The sequence below is a fragment of the Paenibacillus tyrphae genome (genome assembly GCF_000722545.1).
Classification (GTDB): Bacteria; Bacillota; Bacilli; order Paenibacillales; family NBRC-103111; genus Paenibacillus_G; species Paenibacillus_G tyrfis.
Genome location: NZ_JNVM01000002.1, coordinates 425849 through 446196 on the forward strand (window position 1 = coordinate 425849; position 20348 = coordinate 446196).

Here is a 20348-nt window from a genome sequence, read left to right on the forward strand (position 1 = left end):
TTGCCACAAACTTCCAAAATACGGTACACTAAGTCCTAGTGGTTCGAATGGCCGAAAGGTCCGTTGAGCCATCAAAAAAAGGCCTGTGGGAAAGCATCCCCGGCCTTTTTTTCGTTTATTGTATTTCCAGTTCTACGCCTTAACCGACAGCTTCTGCAGCAGAACCTCTCCTTCGGTCTTGAACGTTCGATTCGCCTCCAAAAACGCTTCCACTTCGTTCAGCTTCGCCGGCCGGTACCCCGGTCCATTGCAGCCGCAGGAATGATAGCTGAAGCCGCGGGCATACAGAAGCTCGACTTTTTTCCACTGCTTGGTATCATTCTGTTTCGGCGCTTGAAAGTCGTGTCCCATATTATTCATGACTTCCCCACATTGCGGACACTTGTATTGTCTGTTCGCCACTTCGATTTTGCTCAGCTCATAATCAGACGTTTGCTTGAACACTTTGCGGCACGAAAAGCAAGCGTAAATATTTTTGTACGGGCCATACATGGCATAGCGGCACATCGTAATCCACCTCCGGTAGCTTCCTTTCCATTTTACCGTTTCCAGGAAACTTTGTCATGAGGGAACTTCCGCTTGGAGCAAAAGAAGCTGGTACGTGGCTGCAATCCCTTCCGGGGCCGGAAACCGTTTTTCGTACTCCCGAAACATTCCGGCGAATAAGGAACGCCAGCCAAGGCCTCGCGAAGCGTCTGCCGCCGATACGCTGGCCCCCGTCGCTTTGACCGAGTGCAGAAATTCGCTGACGGAGGCATAGCCTTCGGTCCGGATAGTACTCTCTTCCCGAACCTCCGCAAAGCCCGCATGTTGAAGTAGGGTCCGCCACTCGCCGGCAGAGAGAAACGAAAGGCCGTGCCGCTGCGGCTCCAGACCGCAGGAGCGGTAAACGGCGGCAAACGATTCGTGCAGCTCATGGAACGTTTCCGGACCGAAGGTCGTGAACGCCAATAAACCGCCGGGACGCAGCAGCCGCCGCAAATGCCGCAGCGTTTCCTGCGGGCGGCCCAGCCACTGAAAGCAAGCGCTTGAGACGATAACATCGAACGACAACGGCTCCGCTTGGGCGGCCCACGCTTCGGCATCCGCCAGGTGGAAGCTCACGGAGAGCCGTTGGTTTGCGTCGGCCGATGCCGCCTTGGACCGGATGCGCTGTTCCGCCGCTTCCAGCATGGCCGGGGCGATATCCAGCGCGGTGATGAACGCATCGGGCCAATCGCGCAGCAAAATCTCGGTCAGCAGGCCGGTACCGCAGCCGATTTCCAGCAGATGCGGCCGTGTTTCGCCGGCTCTCTCCTTCCGGCGGGCCAGCGACCTGCCAAGCTTATTCGCCATGACGCGTTGAACGCGTGCGTGCGCGTCGTAGGACGCCCTGGCGGAACGGTCAAACCGGCGGCGAATCGAAAGCAGCCTGTGCTCCATGCCACCACCTCCTTATCGCTTCGGCGATAGCGGCCTCCCGCCCAAGAAACGGGATATACCCGCTGCCTTCGACCGGCAGGATCTCCGCTTGCGGCAGCCGTTCATACAGCTCCTCCGCCGCACCATACGGGCATACTTCGTCCTCTTTGCCGTGGACCAGAAGCGTCGGACAAGCGATCTCCGGCAGTTCCGAGACATGGTTCTCTGTCTGGAGAAGCTGTATGCCGGCGAGCAGCGCCGCGGTCGACCAGCTTCCTGCCGGGGGAAGCTGCGGGCAGAAGCCGGTCTTCTTCTCCTCATCCGATAGCAGCCGTTGGCGGAATCGGGCTTCAACCGCCAGCCGATCCTTGGCGATCGCCGCCGCCATGTGCCGGAGAACGGCGTCCGGCCAGCCGAGATTCGCCTGTTCCTTGGAGCGGACGAATCGGGCGGTTGCGCCGAAAAGCACAAGGCCGTCCGCGAACCCCCGGGCGGCAAGCCGCAGCGCAAGCAATCCGCCGAGAGACCAGCCGGCGATCAGGAGCTTTCCGCTTCTACGGGAGGACGCAAGGCTCGGAAGGGCGCGGTCTGTCCCGGTGAACCAAGCGGCGGCAGCCGCTTCAGCCAGAGCTCTCATCTGCTCCGGCGTTTCGGCGCAGCTCAATCGTACCGGGGCATGAACGAATTCCGGCAGATGCGATTGAAGCTCCGCGAATACCGTTTCCGGCGTGCTCCATCCGGCCAGCCATAAGATAACGGCGCCGCGCGGCTTTGCCGTTTTTGGCGTTCCGGCCGATGCGCCGAGTGCCGCTCTATTCGCGAAAATGCGAATCGGGTCCGTCATGGCGCCAGCACCCCCAGCCGAAGCGCGACCTGTTCGATGCGGCGGGCAGCATCGGCCAAGTCGTCCGGGGTATGCGCAGCGGATAAGGAAAAGCGGATGCGCGCCGTCCCGTCCGGGACCGTCGGGGGGCGAACGGCAACGGCGGCGATGCCTTCCGCTTCCAGCGCAGAGCTGAAACGCAGGGCAGTCGCGTTGTCTCCGACGACAACCGGGACGATCGGCGAATCTCCGAGTCCGACTTGGAAGCATGCCTTGTGTAGCAAGGAACGAAACTGCCGACTGGACGCGGCAAGCCGTTCGCGCCGCCGGCGTTCCGTTTGCACCAGGTTCAGAGCTTCCGTGATCCCGGCTATGACGGACGGAGGCAGCGCCGTCGAGTAGATGACGGGCCTCGCCTTATTGACCAGCCAGCGGATGAGCGTGCGGCTGCCGGAAACGTAGGCTCCGTAGACGCCGAACGCTTTGCTGAAGGTCCCTACATGCACGTCCACGCCGTTTTGCAGCCCCAGCGCATGACACAGCCCTTCGCCGCGTGTCCCATAGACCCCACCGCTATGGGCTTCGTCGACCATGAGGATGGCTCCGTACTCCCGCTTCAGCGCAACAAGCTCGGCCAGCGGCGCCTCATCGCCGTCCATCGAGAAAACCGCGTCCGTGACGATCAGCTTGCATCTTGCATCGCGGTGCTTGTGCAATAGCCGGCGCAAATGCTCCATGTCATTGTGGCGGTACCGGGCGTGCTCGGCGCGGCTTAATCCGATGCCGTCCACGATGCTCGCGTGATTCAGCCGGTCGCTGAACACGACATCTCCGCGGCCTGCAAGCACCTGTATGACGCCGAGGTTCGCCATATAGCCGTTGGCAAAAACCAGCGCGGCCTCGCTCTGCTGCCAAGCGGCGAGAGCTTCTTCCAATCGGCCGTAGGGAGGCCGGTTGCCGGTGATCAGACGTGACGCGCCGGAACCGGCTCCCTCGGCGAGAAGGGCTTGTGTCATGGCGTCAACAATGGCCGGATGGCGGGCCAACCCAAGGTAATCGTTAGACGACAAATCAAGCAGCGTTTTTTGTCCGCGCAGCACGTATCCTGGGCGGCCGGGAACCGAGACGCTGGTCTGCAGCGAGCGGTTTAGCGACCGATCTTCCAGCTTCTGAAGCTCGTCTTCGATCCATTTCATGCCGTCACCGCCTTAAAGCGCACATTGTTCAATCTCGAAGCCCAAATCTTCGATCATTTGATAGTCAACCATAGCCTCCTGCCCTTTCGTCGTCAAATAATCACCGACGAACAGCGAATTGGCGGCGTACAAGCCAAGCGGCTGCAGCGTCCGGAGATTGACCTCACGGCCGCCCGCCACGCGGATTTCCTTGGAGGGGCAGATCAACCGGAACAACGCCAGCACCTTGAGCGCCTTCATCGCGGGAGTACGGCGCGCTTGTTCCAGCGGAGTCCCCGGAATGGCGTTCAAGAAGTTGACCGGAATCGAGTCAGCATCCAGCTCCCGGAGCGCGTAAGCCATCTCCACGATTTCGCGGTTCGTTTCGCCCATGCCGATAATCACGCCGGAGCAAGGGGACAGGCCGTAACGCTTCACTTTTTCCACGATTTCGATCCGTTGATCGTAGGTGTGGGTTGTCGTGATGGAAGGATAGTTGTCTCTGCTCGTGTTCAAGTTATGATTGTAGCGGTGTACGCCCGCTCCCACGAGGCGTTCGGCTTGATCGTCCTTCAAAAGGCCGAGACATGCGCAAATTTTGAGCGGCATCGTCGCGCGGATTTCCTTGACCGCTTCGATGACCTGATCCAGCTCTTTGTCCGTCGGCCCTTTGCCGGACGCGACGATGCAATAGGTTCCCGCTTGACGGGCCATCGCTTCGCGCGCGCCGGCCAGCAGCGTGGCTTTTTCCAGCAGCGGGTACTTGGCGATTGGCGCCGAGGACACGACGGATTGGGCACAATAGCCGCAGTCCTCGGGGCAAAGGCCGCTTTTGGCGTTAATAATCATGTTCAGCTTGACTTTCTTCCCGTAGAAATGTTTGCGTACCCGAAAAACGGCCTGCAGCAGCGGCAGCACTTCGTCGTTGTCGGCCTCCAGTACGGCGAGCCCTTCTTCGACGGATAAGCGTTCCCCATCCAATGCTTTTTGAGCCAACGCCTGCCAATCCGCAGCCGTTTCGGGTGTTCCGGGTATTCCGGTTGCCTTCATCCTCATCTCCCTCTCCTCCTACGAATTTATTACGTTTTCCAATATTTGTCGGACCGGCGAAATGTCCATATGCTGCTTCACGGCTCGCACGAGCCTCTCCATCGTAGCTTCGCCGCTTATCCACGGGAATTGCCCAAGTACGCAGAGGCCGCCGTAGCGCTCAATCAGCTCCGCATTCGCAGCGGTGCTCGGGTCGTTGCGCGATGTCGCGTGATCGACCTCGTTCATCACGACGCCTGCAACCGGAATCCCCCGCTGCCGCAGCAGCGCTGCGGTTAACAGCGTATGGTTAACCGTGCCCAGGCCGCAGCGGGCGACGATCAGCGCCGGAACGCCAAGCTCCGCGATAAAATCCGCTACGAGAGCATCGGAGGTTAACGGCACGGCAGCGCCACCTGCCCCTTCGATCAGCAGCGCGTCGTACCGTTCAGCCAACGGTTCCCCTGCCGCCAGAAGCCCGGCCATCGTCAAGTCTACGCCGGCTTGCTTGGCGGCAAGCGCCGGAGCCAGCGGCGCTGCGAACGTAAACGGCGCGACCTGTTCCGGCCGCTCGCCGATACCCGTCCCGCGCAGCAGTCGTTCGGCGTCGGTGATTCCCTCGCCGAGAAGCGCTCCGCTCTGGACCGGCTTCCAGACGCCGACGTTCTGCCCCTCGCTGCGAAGCGCGGCGGCGATTGCCGCGGTAATCACCGTTTTGCCGACGCCGGTATCCGTGCCTGTGACGAATATTCCGCGCCACCGCTTCCGGCCGGGCGGCTTCTCGCTGCCGTGCACAGACGACACGTGCGATCCGGTCACGCTCCCCAGCCTTCCTCGGTGACGTCATAGATCGCAGCCGCCAAAATATCCGTCATCGCATCCAGCTCCGCTTCCGTACTGGCGAGAGGCGGGATCAAAACAACCACGTTGCCGAGCGGGCGGGTCAGCATGCCGAGCTCTCGCGCCCGCATACAGACGCGGACGCCGATGCGCTCCGTCCAGGCATAAGGCTCGCGGGACTTTTTATCCCGGACAAGCTCGATCCCGATCATCAGGCCTTGCTGCCGGATTTCGCCGACATGCGGCCAATCGGCAAGCGGAGCCAATTTCTTCGCCGCAAATGCGGCTTTTGCATTTACCGTATGTATCATCTTCCGTTCTTCGAGAAGCCGGAGGCTGGCCAGCGCAACGGCGCACCCAAGCGGATTGCCCGTATACGAGTGACCGTGAAAAAACGTTTTTTGCTCCGAATAGTCCGCATAAAAAGCAGCATAAATCTCATCGGTTGCCAGCGTTGCCGCCAGCGGCAGATAGCCGCCGGTCAATCCTTTGCCGACGACCATCAGGTCGGGCGATACGCCCTCCAAATCGCAGGCGAACATCGCTCCGGTGCGGCCGAAGCCCGTCGCCACCTCGTCGGCGATCAGCAGCACGTCGTGCTTGCGGCACAGCGCGTCAATCTCACGCAAGCATCCTTGCGGCATGACGATGATGCCGCTCGCTCCTTGCACGACAGGCTCCACAAGGAGCGCCGCAATCTCGTCCGCCCGCGATTCCAGCAGCTCCCGCAGTGCGGACAGCGTTGCTTCCATCGCGGCGGAAGCCCCGCCTGAGGTGCGGTAAGCGTAGGGATAAGGTATGACGTAAGAGGAAAACAGCAGCGGCCGGAAGACATCGTGGTAAAGCGGAATCGCACCGACGCTAACGGCGCCGAGCGTGTCCCCGTGGTAAGCCTGGTTCATCGTAATAAATTTCGTTTTGCGGCCGACGCCCCGGTTGTGCCAATACTGGAACGCCATTTTGAGCGCAATCTCCACGCCGGTCGCACCGGCATCGGAATAAAACACCTTCGTCAGCCGTTTCGGAGCGACACGCACCAGCTTCGCGGCCAGCTCGATCGCCGGGACGTTGGCCATGCCGAGCAGAGTCGAATGAGCGACTTTCGCCAGTTGGGACGCTACCGCTTCGTTCAACTCGGGAACGTTGTGTCCGTGCACGTTGAGCCATACCGACGAAAACCCGTCATAGTAAGCGCGTCCCCGAACATCGTAAAGCAAGATGCCTTCGCCCCGTTCGATAATGAGAGGCTCGCCTTTAACATAGTCCTTCATCTGTGTAAACGGATGCCATAAGTACGCCTTGTTCCAAGCCGCCAGCTCTTCGCAGGTTGTGGCCGTTTCCATCACCGTTCACCGCCTGTATTTTTTTAATTGTTAACCATGTACAATAATTTTAGGTTAACAATTGATCCTATTCTAGCAAACCGATGACCTCGTGTAAAGCAAGAGGCTTGCCCCGGCTTAAGTCTCGACAAAACGAAAGGCCCATGGAAGACATTCTTCCATAGGCCTCTGGGGGCTTCGAGCCAAGCTATTTTATAAGCTTCTCCCCGTCTGTTCTTGCTTCGGGTGCTTGTGCCGGTAAAACAGATAGTGAACCAAATAGCAAATGATCGTAAACGGGATTCCGTAGTAAAGAGCGATTTTCTGCTCCTGGTCGAAGGCTAGCCCAACCAGCGCAACGATACACAGGATGATCGCGAAAATGGGCACAAATGGAAACAGCCGGACCCTGTATTTCAGATCGTGAACACTGTTCCCTTCAGCGATAAAACGGCGGCGGAACAAATATTGCGATAAGGCAACCCCCATCCAAACCAAAATTCCGGCGAATCCGGATATGCCGCTCAGCCACAAAAATACGGTGTCCGGGGCCACGACGCTTGAAATCAAGGCGAGCGACGCAATAACGGCGCTGATGGTAAGCGCCCGGAACGGCACGCCTTGAGGGGTCAGCTTGCTTAAGTAAGGACTGGCCATATTGCTTTTGGAGAGCGCCCACAGCATCCGCGAGGAAGCATATAGCCCAGAGTTGCTCGCCGAAAGCAGCGCCGTCAAAATAACAAAGTTCATAATATCGGCGGCAAACGGAATGCCCATTTTATCAAAAACAAGCACAAACGGACTGTCCGTCAAACCTGCCTCCTGCCACGGAATCAACGAACCGAGGACAAAGACCGACGTCACGAATAGAAATAAAATTCTCCAAATCGTATTTCGTGTCGCCCTCGGAACCGATTCTTCGGGATTTTCACTCTCTCCCGCAGCAATGCCGATGAGCTCCGTCCCCTGATAGCTGAAATTGACGGCCACCATCGTCATAAATACGGGAATAAACCCATTGGGGAACAGCCCTCCATCATGGGCGAAGCCCGAGCGGATCGGTGCCGCATTCAAGCCCTCGAAAGGCATAAGTCCCACAATAGCGGCCAGCCCCAACAAGACGAACAGCATGATCGTCGTCACTTTAATGCTGGAGAACCAGAACTCGGATTCGGCAAAAAGACTCGCGGAAAAGGCGTTTAACAGGAACATCAGCACAATGAACAGCGCGATCCACACCCACGAGGGCACGCCCGGGAACCATCGGGTCATCAGAATCCCGGCGCCGACCCATTCGGAGCCGACGGCGACAATCCAGTTGATCCAATACAACCAGCCGATCGTAAACCCGGTAGCCGGGCCTATAAACTTGGTCGTATAGGCCTGAAAAGAACCCGTCACCGGCATCACGACCGCCAGCTCGGCCAAACACAGCATGACCAGGTACATAAGAAGTCCGCCGGCCAAATAGGCCAGGACGACACCGCCCGGCCCGGCTTGATTGATCAAATACCCCGTGCTGACAAACAAGCCCGTTCCGATGGCCCCGCCCAGCGAAATCATAAACATATGCCGGCTTTTCATGGAACGCTTGAGACGGTTGTCCTTTTCCTCGATTGCACTAGCCATATAACGATACCCCATTTCCAATAATGTCATTTTATAGAAAACGCTTACAATTATTTTGTGAAAATGCCCGTTTCCTAAGACCCCCCTCCGTTCTCATCCTTTGCTAAAAAATAAAAAACTTAGCATGTCCGGACTTTTCTCCTTCACGCCAAGCTCTTTTCTATAGACTATAAGCTAAACAGAGCTACGAAAATAAATTTGTAATTTTTTCCTATTATACTATAATTCATCATTAAGTCAATAATTTGTATATCCCAAAAGCCGCTTCGGCTTGTTTTTAGTCGTTAAGTCATGCCTCGTTGTAAATTCGACAACATTCGCGCTTTTCCTTTTTCCAATGTATGGACTCGGCAATTTTTGTAGGCTGGAAAATCTACTTATTGCCGATCGAAGCCATGAAAAAAGAGGAAGCCAGTCGGTTTTACCGATGCTCCCCCTTAAGCGTCCTAACGGATAAGCTAAAATTCGAATTCGTATATCTTCGACTTCTGCTTCAGCACGAAACCGCATTTGTTGGCCAGCGCAATGGACGCCTCATTCTCCTCGTCCGTCGTCCAATAAGGCACCAGACCATTGCGGACGCAATGATCGAGATAAGCGAAGGTGACCGCCGCTCCGAGCCCCTTCTGCCTCTCCTCTTCCTCGTAGGTGCGAACGACAAGGTCATGCCCGTTCCCGTAGACATAGCCGGAGAAGCAAACGCTCTGCACGGTCCCGTCCTTCAACACGCAATAGCCGAACCCTTTGTCCATAAAGTCGCCTGACGAATTCCAGAATTCGTTCAAGTCTTCGAGAACGAAGTCATTTTTCGGATCGTTTAAGAGGTCGGCATCGAGAGGCACAACCTGAATGCGGCTTTCCGCCTGCGTCGGCCTGAACTTCGAATAGCGGTCCGCCGCAAAATCAAATTCCAAATCTTCGCCCTCAACCAATTCGTAGTCCGTTAACGCTTCATTTAACGCCTCGTCCCAAGCTTCGTCCTCAACCGCAATGGTGAACCAGGTGCCCCCGATGATATCCAAGGAATCCTGTTTTATTTTCCGACCCATATACGAATTCAAACGTGCGATAAATTCGGAATTGCGGCTATCCCCAACGAAAAAAGCGATGCTCGCGATCGCCCAGATCATGGCCGTTCTCGGGCTCTCGGGATCGTCGACGAAAATTTTACCCTTGTTGTTGCCTGCCACAATGCTCATCAACGCGACATTCGTCTGATCCTCCTCCGATAACAGAGGCGTTATTTTCGAATATTCGTTTACATCTAGTTCTACAATCACGTCCGGTTCCTCCCCCTAATTTCCAGTCGTCTCCCACCTTCACTAGACGATCTCCGTGAGAATAGGTTGCCGGAACGGGCAGGAGAAAATCGTTATAACGATTTAATCGGCTTGGACATGAGCAAGGATGTTGACAAGCTTGCCGAACGGGTCCCGGACAAAGAAGCGCCGAACGCCCCACGGCTCGTTCATCGGGCCGTATTCGACCGAATATCCGGCTTTCTTCACGCGTTCAAGCGCAGCCTCGACATCGTCGACTTCAACGGACAGATCGGGCGTAGATGTGCCGGAACCCCCTTCCGAGGCGAAGCTGATTTGAACGCTCATCTGCTCGTTGGAGCCATAAGTGGCGATCCAGCCATGGTCCATCAATAGATCGAGGCCGAGCACGTCGTGATAAAAGCTTTTAGCTGCCTCGATCTTCCGGGTGTCAATATTGGCAACGATTCGTCTGACCTTCATTTTCCAACCTCCGTCCCGTCCTGCCGGGGTAACTGTTTTCGTTCCTAACTCGATTATACGGTAAACGATAATAACTCGCTCCCCTTTTCGAGTTGGAAGGGTCTGATTTAATGGGCTTTTTGTACAATATCGCTGCCCAACTGCTCCAGGAGCACTTTTTTACCCAGGGCATAAAATGCCTCGTTATAGTTTCGCTTGCTTGTCATATGGTTTTATTCTAGAGAAAACCCGGAGGGCGGGCAATCTACGCTATAGCAGCCTGTGAAAAAAGCCCGCCCAGGCTTAATAGCCCGGGCAGACTCGCTTCGAACAAAGCTTCATCTCCATGTGTTAATTGATATAATTCGCTTGGATTAAGAAACGTTTCAGCATTACCGCGGATTGAGCCCGCGTAGCGATTCCGTCCGCTTCGAGCGTCTCCGCCGTCATTCCGTGCATCAGACCGGCATGAATTGCTGCGGCTACTTCAGCCTTCGCCCAGCTCAAGCTGCCGATGTCCTTAAACGGCGTCAAGACCTCGCTCTGCTTCGCCTGCGATAGCTGTGTCTCCAATCCTGCATAAGACATGGCGCGGATCAGCATGGCCGCCTGTTCTTCGCGCTTTATTTGCCGGTCCGGACGGAACGATCCGTCCTCATATCCGCTGATGAGCCCCGCTGCCGCTGCGGCCGCTACATCCTCCGCATACCAGGCCCCAGGAGCCACATCGTTGAAGCCGCCTTGTGTCGTCGCAGGACTGAGACCCAATGCGCGGACAAGCAGCGCCGCGAATTCCGAGCGGGTGATCGGGCGATCGCCTTCGAACCGGTTATCACTGACCCCTTCAACAACGAGCTTATTAGCGAGCAGCTCGACATCCGCTTGCGCCCAATGGTTTTCCATATCCGCAAAGCTTTTGTTCATTTCGATAATGGCATATGTGCCGTTCCCGCTCCGCTTCAACGTCGCAGCCGTTTGTCCGCTCCTCGTATCGAAGAGGGTCGGAACAAACCGCACCCGTTTCGTGGCCGGATCGTAGAGGACTCCAGTCGCTTTGGACCGGTCCACGGCTTGGCCAAGAAGCAGTTGGTACGTAACCGGCGCGGACCCGAACGCTACCGGCACCGTGCGACCTACTTTGTTCGCCGCCTCCACCGAGAGATGAACGCCGTCTGCAACCGATGCGCCGTTCGCTGCCAGCTTGATCTCGTCACGTTCGCTGCCGCTCAGCTTCTTGATCGCAAAACGGATCGACATATCGTTTACCTCCGAGCCAAGCTGCCGAGCCAAAGCTTCCAGCTTCAGCGCGTCCAATCGCAGCGTATATCGGCCGCTGTCCCCGGTTACCGCCAGCGTCGCGCCGTTTTTGCGGCTCGCATCGGACAGACCTGCAGCTGCCAGCTCCAGCTTATCGCCGGTAAATTTCACTTCCACGCCGGAGTTGGCACGAAACGCTTCCTTCAGCGTGTCGGCGTCTACTTTACCGCCGCTTGCTTCAAGCATCGCTCCCGGCTTGGCCGCAGGGACATCGGGCCTGCCTGCGCCATCCGCCGGCTTCCCGCCGGTACTATCGGTGCTGTCGCTATCGCTGCTGCTACCGCCGTTGTCGCCTCCGCCGTTGTTTCCTCCGCCATTGTTTCCTCCACCGTTGTTTCCACCGCCGTTGTTTCCACCGCCGTTATTTCCACCGCCGTTGTTACCTCCACCGTTGTCGCCTCCGCCGTTGTTCCCACCGCCATTGTTTCCTCCGCCGTTGTTTCCACCGCCGTTGTTTCCACCGCCATTGTCACCACCGCCGTTACTGTCGTCGCCCTTCACTTCAAAAGCAATGGGCTGCGTATACAGATCATACTTGCTGCTTGCGTCCATCGACGCTGTATACCTTAACAAAGCATGCGCCGTTCCCGGTTTTTTGGCCGTAACCTTGCCTCCGTTCACCTCTACGACGTCTTGTCCGTTCAGCAGGACGATGTCCGGCGTGACGATCGTTTTTGCGCGAGCGTAGGAATACACTTGCGCCGTGACGGCCGTACTTTCATTTTGCGCCAGGACGTACTTGTCCTTCTCCGGAAAAACCGAGGCGGCCCAGTTTTTCGAGTAGCTTGCATAGTCGGTCGTAAGGCCATAGGCGCCCATCGCGAACATACTTTTGTAATCTTTCTCAATGTTAACCGTCCACGGGGAAATAAAAATGCCCCGGTGCTTGGCCGCTTCCATATAGTCCTTCTTCAGTCCGGTATACCCTACGTTATACGTGACGTTCTGCTTCTGAACGATCTTCAACGTTTCGCGCAGCGATTTGTTGACGTTCGAGGTATCGAAGCCGCTGTGCAGCAGTCCTAGCGGCACCTCAGGCATTTGCTCGGCGAACCGCTGCAATTGATTCGGATCGAACGACATGACGTTGAGCAGGTGCTCCGCGTTCTTCTCCTTGATCAGCTTCACCAGCACGTCGACCGCTCGCGGATTGCTTGTTTTGATTTCGGCGTATACCATGATACCGCGTCGTTTGGCCAGATCGATCTGCTCGTCCAGCGTCGGCACTTTCGTTTCCTTATAGCCCGGCTTCGGCTTGCTCGCGTTGAGCGCCTTGATCTGCTCCAGCGAATGATCCTCGACCTTACCGAATCCGTTCGTCGTATTTTGCAGCACATCGTCGTGAATAATGACCAGATGATCGTCTGTCGTCACGTACATGTCGTTCTCGATAAAGTCCGCCCCGTAATCGACGGCAAGCTCGTTGCTCTCGATCGTATTTTCGGGCGCCTCCGACGGAATGCCCCGATGGCCGATCACATACGGCTTGCGAACCAGTGTCGTCTGGTTCGAATACATTTTCAGCGCATCGAAGGCTGCCGTCGGGGAATCCGTCACGATGCCGTTCGTTCCGGCTGTGATCAGCCGGTGGATGGACACGCTTTTGTCCGCTGCGCTTGCCGTTTCCTTGGCCCATACCGCGATCAGCCGCTGCTGCAAGTAAGCGACATTGTCAATCGAAGCCGCGTTCTGCGGCAGGATGGCGATTTTCGCCTGATTGACCGTTGTCTTTCTGCGGATATCGAGCAGGCTTTCCTGCGTCATTGGGACCGGCGCTGCGCTGTAATCGACAATGCCCCGGATCATCGGGTATGCCGTTCTTACCCGCTTGACCAGTTCGCCACGGTCCGAAACGACGAACGCGTCTTCCAACTCGGTCCGCTGCACATAGTCGGCCAGCTTATCGGCAGCTTGCTCGTCCTTCACATAGAACGCCGGAATCATCCGGGTGCCGAGCGAAGCCAGCACCTCGTCCAAGCTTCCGAGCTCGCTCGCGCCTGCCGGGTCGGTCACCTTCAGTTCAGAGTTCACATGCAGAATCACCGTCGCCGGCAGGGCAGGCCCGCTCAAGCTCGCTAGATCCATTGCGCTGCGCACCTCCTTGACAACGGACGGCGCAAGCGAAATTTTCGTCTCCGGCTCGGTGACATTCACGAAGCGGTCCGTCGGCATTGGAGGCAGCGCCTCCTGCTGCAGCGTAATGCGGATGTTGTCCACTTTCATCCTGCTGCCGTTTGCCTGCAAGCCGATGCCTCCCTTGGCATAAGCTGAAGCCGCATCGGTGTTGACCATCACGCGGTTGTCGATCAGCTCCTGCACCCGGTTGCCGTAGGCTTTGACCGTGTAACGGTACATTTTCGCCGGGTCGATCGCTTCGCTGTTTGAGCCGCGGTCCGTCACGTTCCAGCCGTTCGCCGGGGTCCGCTCGGCGAATTCGACGCCGTTGGAAGCCGTCGCGTCTTTGCGGACTGCCATTTGGTAATAAGGGTAGTCGTTATTTTGGATACGGAACATGATCGAATTCCATCTCGCCGCATCGTTGGCCGACAGATGGGTGACATCCGCTTCGATTTTATAATTGCCGAACAGCTTCAAATAGTCCGGAAGCAGCACGCGCGACGGGTTGTCCGGGGCCGAGCTCGCATTCAGCTCGAATGCGCCGGCTTTCACGACGGCCGCACCGGGCGTGGTGCCTTCGATTCTCGTCCAGCCCGGCGGCAGCACGCCGTCCGGCAAAGCGTCGAAGTTCTCTTCGTACAGCACGTACTCGGCATCGCCGGCTTCTTTCGCTACAACCAGAATCGGAACCGACACGCTGTCGATGGAAGCGGTCAGCGTGTGAACGCCTTTTTGCTTGACGCTGATTTTGCCGTTCTGTATCGCGATCCCGCCGCTGCCCGAGCTCCAAGTTAAACGGTCTCCGGTTAGCGTGCCTGAAGTAAAATCACTAAGCTCCGATTGAAATACAATGGATTGAAGATCGATCGTTCCGCCTGCCGTGCCCAGCACATAGCCTTCGTTATGCTTGAGCGAAACGACTTTTGCCGCGATGGCCGACGGCGTAACCGTAACCTCCTGCGCCGCATCGGCATTGGCGAAAACCGTTTGAATCGTCGCTTTTCCCGCTTTGACCGGATACAGCTTGCCGTCCACGATTTTGATCGTACTCTCGTCCGAGGAATACAGCTTCAGCCGGTCGCCATAGACCGCTTCCGTAACGCCGTCCGAGTAGTAGACGCTGCCGGTCACGCTCAGCGGTCCGGTCAGCGCTTCCATCGTCGACGGGATCGCCAGATCGAGCCGGTCGGCCGTGATCCGCGTGACCTTCACGTTATCGAACGATACTTTGCTCTGATCGGCCTGCAAACCGATTTTGCCGCGTTCCAGCAGCACATTCGGACTCAAGGTCTTATCGGTCAGCAGCGTAAAGTCCGCATCGCTCTTCGCTTTGATATATTCTTTGACATTGTTGTCGAACACGCGGACTTTCATTGTGTAATCGTTATTCAAGGCAAGCGGCTTCCACATCCCGCTGGCAGGTGTAGGGCTGAACCACGCGTTATCCGGCTTCCGGTAGGCGATTTCGTAGGTGCCGTTTTGCCGGACCGCCATCTGGTTATAAGGAGCTTTGCCGCTGGCGGCTCCGCGGAACATGAGGGAAGCCCAGCGTCCCGCATCCAGCACTTTTTCGAACCGGACGTCCACTTCTATAACGTAATTGTCCCACTGCACCGGCGCGATAACCCGGCCTTGCTTGCCCGACGCGCTCCCGTCGAATACCATTCGCCCGTTGCCGTATGTATCCTGCACGACTGTAAATGGACTGCTTCCCGCATTCACATCAGAGATCCAGCCAAATGGAAGCTGGCCTGACGGATATCCGTCAAACGTCTCGTGCAAAAGCACCGGATTCACCGCTCCGGTTACCGGATTGCCATCATCCAGCGTGACGGTTCCGTACCCAGACGTGTCGTTCCAGAACGATGTGGTGTTGTAGGCGCTCCAATAGCTCGACCTTTGCTTTGCAGGGTCTGCGGCATCATACCGGTCGGTTGTGCCGACTTCCAATCCGAACTGTTTGTTCCGCCTCGGGTCAAGCTGGAGCATATCCCACGGCACTGCCACTTCGAGCGTCCAGCCGCTGCCTGTCGTGCGGATGGCGCGCAGTATTTTTTTCTCATCCTTGTCGCTATGATTATTCAGCGCTGCGCCGAAGTGAAATTCCGGGGTCGTCGAGCCCGGCTGATACACGAATCCGAGCTGCATGTCCTCGCTTGCGAACGGAGCCGAGCGGTGATTCGTCGGATCGAAGAATAGATTGATATTGTCCTGCTCAAACCAATAGCTGCCCGGTCCGTTATGGATCAGCGTATCATCGTCGGCCTTCACGCCAATATAGAGATACTGATTGTCCCATAAGAGGCCGAATTTGGACTCTTTGGAGACGCCTTCGCCTGTACGGACGGTTAACGGCTGGTCGATGCTCCAGACGGATTCGTCGAGCTGTCCGTCAATCACGGGTGCGTTCTTCGTCTTTTTGGCGATCATGGATTTTCGTCCCGCATCGGCAGCTTCGGCTTGTCCCGGAACAAGGCCGACCGGAATCGTCCCGCTAAGCAATGCGATAATGAGAAATACGTAGAACGATTTGGCATGACGTATCATTGTGGATTCTGTCCTTTCCTATCGTCTTGGTAAGTCATTTCGATCCCGCTTCTGCTTTCAGAGCGTTAATCCTGGCAACATCCGGTTCGGTATGCACGGCTCCCTTCTTGTGAACATGAAAAAAACCCTTCTATCCATCAAACAGAGGGGGCGCGCCTAACCGGCTCCTCTGTCTGGTGCATAAAAGGGTTTTCTCCTCGTCTCGTACCCTGTTTATTTGGCTGTCCTTACACTTTCTAATTGTACTGCGGTTTGTTATCGGAGCATCAAACGCAATTAAATAAATTGTAAACGAACCGGCATTTACTTTTGGCTCCGCGACAAAATCGTTTCCGTCAAAATATCCAGCTGCTTCTCCAGCGACAGTCCGTCCGAAAACCAGAATTGCTTCAGGTTAAGCAAATACACCCGATTGTTTTTAACCGAAGGAAGGTTTTTCCATATGGAATTGTCCATCAACTCCTTGGCCCGTTCCGCTCCGCCCTCTTCCTGATACACCGTAACGAACATATGGTCCGCGGCATATTCCGGAAGCACCTCTTGCGAGATGTCCCGGCTCTTGCCCGGCTCGAAAACGTCCTTCTTCACTTTGTCCGGCGGCGTTAACCCGAGCGTGGCAAACAGATTGTACCCGGCCCGCTGATTTTTGTCCCAGACCCATAAATTTTTGGCCCAAATTTCGTAGGAAGCCGCCGTTTCTCCGGGACCGATGACTCCGGCAAGCTTCTGCTTCGCCTGCGCAGCCTTCTCCTTGTAGCGCGCGATCCAGGCTTCCGCTTCCTTCTCCTTGCCGAGCATGCGGCCGAACGTGCGCACTTCTTCCAGCGGGTCTGATCCGGCGAAGCCCCCCCACGGAAGAGTCACCGTAGGCGCGACTTTGCCAAGCTTCTCGACCGTTTCGGGCGGCAAATAGCTCGGCGCAACGATGAGATCCGGCGCCAGCTCCAGCACCTTCTCGACGGAAACGTCCCCGACGTCCGCCACTCCGGCCAGCTCGTCCTTCAATTGCTCGGAATTGTTCAACACGATCGACCCTATGCCGACCGGCTTGACGCCAAGCGCCAGCAGATCCCCTGCGAACTGAATCGCGACGATCCGCTGAGGGTTCGCCGGAATCTCGATTTCCCCGTTTTCCGCCTTGAATAGTTTCGTTCCCGGCTTGTTCCCGGTGGCTGCGCGATTTCCTGCCGTACTCGACGGATTCTCCGTCCTGCCGCTGCAAGCGGCGATAACGGCCGCCATCACGACGAAAAGCAGTCCTAGCCATACGATCTGTTTGATGCCGATGCGACGCATAGTCCCCCTCCGATGTCACTGATAATGATTATCATTTTAAATCCCATCTCGTATTGTATCAGTCCAAGGCGGAATGACCATATCCGATAATCATCATTTTTATGGACAAAAGGTCATCCGAGGGCCGACTTCACTAATTGCGTCTGGATATCGAGCTGCTTTTCCAGCGACAGCACGTCAACGGAATGGATCATATCCAGCTCAATGGAATATACCCGGTTGCGCCGTACGGCAGGGAGCTGTTTCCAGATAGCGCTCTGCATCACCTTACCTGCTCTCTCGGTCCCTCCGTTCGCTGGGTATACGCTGATGAACATATGATCGGCCGCATAGTCCGGCAGCTCTTCGAGCGTAATTTTTTTCGGCTGACCGATGTCCAGCACCTCCCGCTTCACCTTCGGCGGAGGAGTGAACCCGAGCGTCTTGTACAAATTGTAGACGCCTCTTCCGTACGATTCGCACATGACCCAGAGGCAGTCGGCCCAAATCTCGTAGACGGCCGCCGTCTCGTTCGGTCCAATAAGACCGTTCAGCTCCGCCCGCGCCCGCTTCCCTTTTTCCTCATAGCGGGCAATGAACGCTTCCGCTTCCCGTCTCCAGTTCAGGATATCCGCCAGCGACTTGAATCTCTCGAACGGATCGCCGCTGTAAAATACAAGCGTCGGCGCGATTTTGTGCAGCTGCTCGATCATGCCGCGGTCCAGCCAGTCCGTCGCGATGATAAGTTCCGGCTCCAGCTCCAGCATCGGCTCCACGGACGTGTAGCCGACATCGGGCGTGCCCGCCAGCTCCTCCCTCAGCAGCGCCAGGCTGCTCAGCCCTTGATTGTACGAAGCGCCGAGCGGCTTGATGCCCAGAGCGAGCAGATGTCCGACCAGGTCGTAGACGACGATTTTTTTCGGCTCGCGCATATAGCCTGTCGGCGATACGCCGACGACCTGCTTGAATTTGCGGCTCAGATAAAACCCGTCCGCGTAGCCGACATTGCGGGCAATGTCGTTCAGGCTCCCGCCCGTCAGCAGCAGCTGCTCCTTCGCTCGGTCGATCCGGATGCGGGCCAAGTAGTCGGAGAAGCTATGGCCGGTCTCCCGCTTGAACAGCATGGAAAAAAAGCGCGGGTGAAAACCCGTCATATGTGCCAGCATATCGCGGCTAATTTTTTCCCGGTAATGCTTATGCATATAGTCGATGGCAAGCTCGATCCCCTTGCGCGACGGCTGAACGTCCGTCTCCGAGTCTGGACGACGGCCCGGCACCAGCAGGTGAAGCAGCTCGTAAAGCAGCATCTCCTGCCGGAACGGCTCGTCCCCGGCCTCCTGACTGCGGAGCGCTCTCAGCTCCTTGACGAGCATCCCGATCCGGTAAGGGGACTCCGGGTACAGCTTGCCGTCGGGAAGCCACGGGCTCCGCTTTTCGCCATACGCCGCTTGTCCTGCGGACCATTCTTCTTGACCGGTTGAAGTGAACATGCGGAACGCAATCAAATCCAGCAGCAGGCCGCTCCCGGGGGCGGCACGGTATTCGATCATTCTCCCAGGATTGCAGAACAGTACGGTGCCCGAATCCACCAGCATTCGCAGGCCGTCGATACGGAGCTCGCCCTTCCCCTCCTCGGCAACAATAAAGGTATAGGCATCTATCCAACGTCTGTGCGCCTCATTCCCCGCCGTCAGCCGCTCGATATCCTTCATTTGATAAAGATCACGCATCCCTTTTTTCGCTCCAATTCCGTTATTGATAACGATTATTATTATCAGTAAAACTCATTATAAAGGATGTTTCCGAGGCTCTTCAACACGATGCCAGAAAAAACACAAAAGACGCAAATCATGTTAAGTCGTTTATCAACTAACGAGCAGGTTACAGCAATAATCAAAAGCATCTGTGCAATGAGATACAGAGTTCAAACACGCAGAAAATGGTTTAGTGCATGTAGTAGACCCTGCGGGTCCTCCTCCGGTATGAGGTGACCGCACGGTAGCGGGTATCCCGTATAATTAGCTGCATACTTTCGCCATAGGTCAAGAACGTCAAATAATTGTCCGACGGTTCCCTTTTGTCCCCATAGGACGAGTAGAGGTTGTTTCGCCTTTAGTCCGTTTTGTTCTTTTTCGATAGTAACATCAATGGTGACCGAGGCACGATAATCCTCACAAACGGCGTGTACGCAAGATGGATTTCGATAACAACGCAAATATTCGGCATAGGCTTCTGGTGTTACCGCTCCCGGTGTTTTACTTTGAGCAGAAAGATGATCTGTCAAATAAAGTGCAGACGTAGCGTTTATCATGCACTCAGGTAATGGGGCGGGCTGAATATGAAAAAACCACCAGAAATATTTAGTGGCAAATTCCTGATTGGTGTGAGCATACATTTCAGTGGTAGGAGCAATGTCAAGAACAACAGCTCTCTCCACTGAATAAGGATGATCTAACATCATCTGAAAAAGAACCCGTCCACCTCGGTCATGACCTACTGCTTGGAATTGCTTGAATCCAAGGGTGTTCATCACTTGTATTTGATCGTGTCCCATCTCTCTTTTCGAATAACGAATATGGTCTGGGCCCCCTTCCGGTTTGCTAGAGTCACCGTAACCCCGCAGATCAGTTATAACCACAGTAAACTTTTTTGCAAGCGTTCCGGCAACTTTGTGCCAAGCAATGTGTGTTTCGGGATGACCATGTAGCAGAAGTAACGGGGGACCAGAGCCGCCGACAAGTGTGTTAATGATTGCTCCACTTGTGCGGATAAATTGTTGTCTAAAGCCGGGAAAAAATTTTAGGTTCGCTTCATAGGCTGGCGCAGCCGATTGATTAGATGCTTTAACCGCTGCGGAAAAGCTGCCCGAATCATCTGGGGGAATAAACGGGGAAGTCATTTTGTCCTCACCTCTCTTGATTAATATTTCTATTATTGGAACATGATGTTTTAAAGATGGTGGTAGAACTTCACTTAAGATTAGAAGTATTCTTAAATGGGGTGGCGTTATAGCCTACGATAACACAATGACAACAGGATGCCGGCACGGTCATTTCTTACCAATATTCTATTCCTTTGCATTATCTGCAAGAACGAAGAATGGGCTAGAGGCAACTGCCTGACCGGCAGAATCGAGTAGGAGGAGGCGGCT

General features: G+C 55.9%; 14 protein-coding genes. All 14 read right to left on the bottom strand.

What is annotated here, in order from left to right:
• Positions 1–132: 132 nt before the first annotated feature.
• Positions 133–507, bottom strand: a complete 375-nt coding sequence (locus ET33_RS02395; RefSeq protein WP_036675859.1) for a hypothetical protein — start codon at positions 505–507, stop codon at positions 133–135.
• Between the two features lie 54 nt (positions 508–561).
• Positions 562–1422: a malonyl-ACP O-methyltransferase BioC gene (bioC, locus tag ET33_RS02400; RefSeq protein WP_036675862.1), complete on the bottom strand. Its 861-nt coding sequence runs from the start codon at positions 1420–1422 to the stop codon at positions 562–564.
• Positions 1385–2245, bottom strand: a complete 861-nt coding sequence (locus ET33_RS02405; RefSeq protein ID WP_051775054.1) for an alpha/beta hydrolase — start codon at positions 2243–2245, stop codon at positions 1385–1387. The genes bioC and ET33_RS02405 overlap by 38 nt, the downstream gene beginning before the upstream one ends.
• Complete coding sequence (gene bioF / locus ET33_RS02410; RefSeq protein ID WP_036675864.1) at positions 2242–3420, bottom strand: 8-amino-7-oxononanoate synthase; 1179 nt, start codon at positions 3418–3420, stop codon at positions 2242–2244. The genes ET33_RS02405 and bioF overlap by 4 nt, the downstream gene beginning before the upstream one ends.
• A 12-nt stretch (positions 3421–3432) precedes the next feature.
• Positions 3433–4449: a biotin synthase BioB gene (gene bioB / locus ET33_RS02415; RefSeq protein WP_051775064.1), complete on the bottom strand. Its 1017-nt coding sequence runs from the start codon at positions 4447–4449 to the stop codon at positions 3433–3435.
• 18 nt (positions 4450–4467) lie between these two features.
• Positions 4468–5247: a dethiobiotin synthase gene (gene bioD / locus ET33_RS02420; protein WP_081890170.1), complete on the bottom strand. Its 780-nt coding sequence runs from the start codon at positions 5245–5247 to the stop codon at positions 4468–4470.
• Entirely contained in the window at positions 5244–6611 is a 1368-nt protein-coding gene (bioA, locus tag ET33_RS02425; protein WP_036675866.1) for an adenosylmethionine--8-amino-7-oxononanoate transaminase, read from the bottom strand. Before bioA ends, bioD begins: the two co-directional genes overlap by 4 nt.
• A gap of 192 nt (positions 6612–6803) precedes the next feature.
• Positions 6804–8219: an amino acid permease gene (locus ET33_RS02430; RefSeq protein ID WP_036675868.1), complete on the bottom strand. Its 1416-nt coding sequence runs from the start codon at positions 8217–8219 to the stop codon at positions 6804–6806.
• Between the two features lie 458 nt (positions 8220–8677).
• Positions 8678–9499 carry a GNAT family N-acetyltransferase gene (locus ET33_RS02435; protein ID WP_036675870.1) on the bottom strand — a complete coding sequence of 274 codons (822 nt, stop codon included), beginning with the start codon at positions 9497–9499 and terminating at the stop codon, positions 8678–8680.
• A gap of 102 nt (positions 9500–9601) precedes the next feature.
• Positions 9602–9961, bottom strand: coding sequence for a VOC family protein (locus ET33_RS02440; protein WP_036675872.1), 360 nt, complete (start codon positions 9959–9961; stop codon positions 9602–9604).
• Positions 9962–10291: 330 nt separating this feature from the next.
• Positions 10292–15922: a glycerophosphodiester phosphodiesterase family protein gene (locus tag ET33_RS02445; RefSeq protein WP_036675874.1), complete on the bottom strand. Its 5631-nt coding sequence runs from the start codon at positions 15920–15922 to the stop codon at positions 10292–10294.
• Positions 15923–16225: 303 nt separating this feature from the next.
• Positions 16226–17218 (bottom strand): iron-hydroxamate ABC transporter substrate-binding protein, encoded by a 993-nt coding sequence (locus ET33_RS02450; RefSeq protein ID WP_036675877.1) that lies wholly within the window; start codon positions 17216–17218, stop codon positions 16226–16228.
• Positions 17219–17331: 113 nt separating this feature from the next.
• Complete coding sequence (locus tag ET33_RS36180) at positions 17332–18927, bottom strand: helix-turn-helix domain-containing protein (RefSeq protein ID WP_051775055.1); 1596 nt, start codon at positions 18925–18927, stop codon at positions 17332–17334.
• 194 nt (positions 18928–19121) lie between these two features.
• Positions 19122–20096, bottom strand: a complete 975-nt coding sequence (locus ET33_RS02460) for an alpha/beta fold hydrolase (protein ID WP_081890171.1) — start codon at positions 20094–20096, stop codon at positions 19122–19124.
• Positions 20097–20348 lie beyond the last annotated feature (252 nt).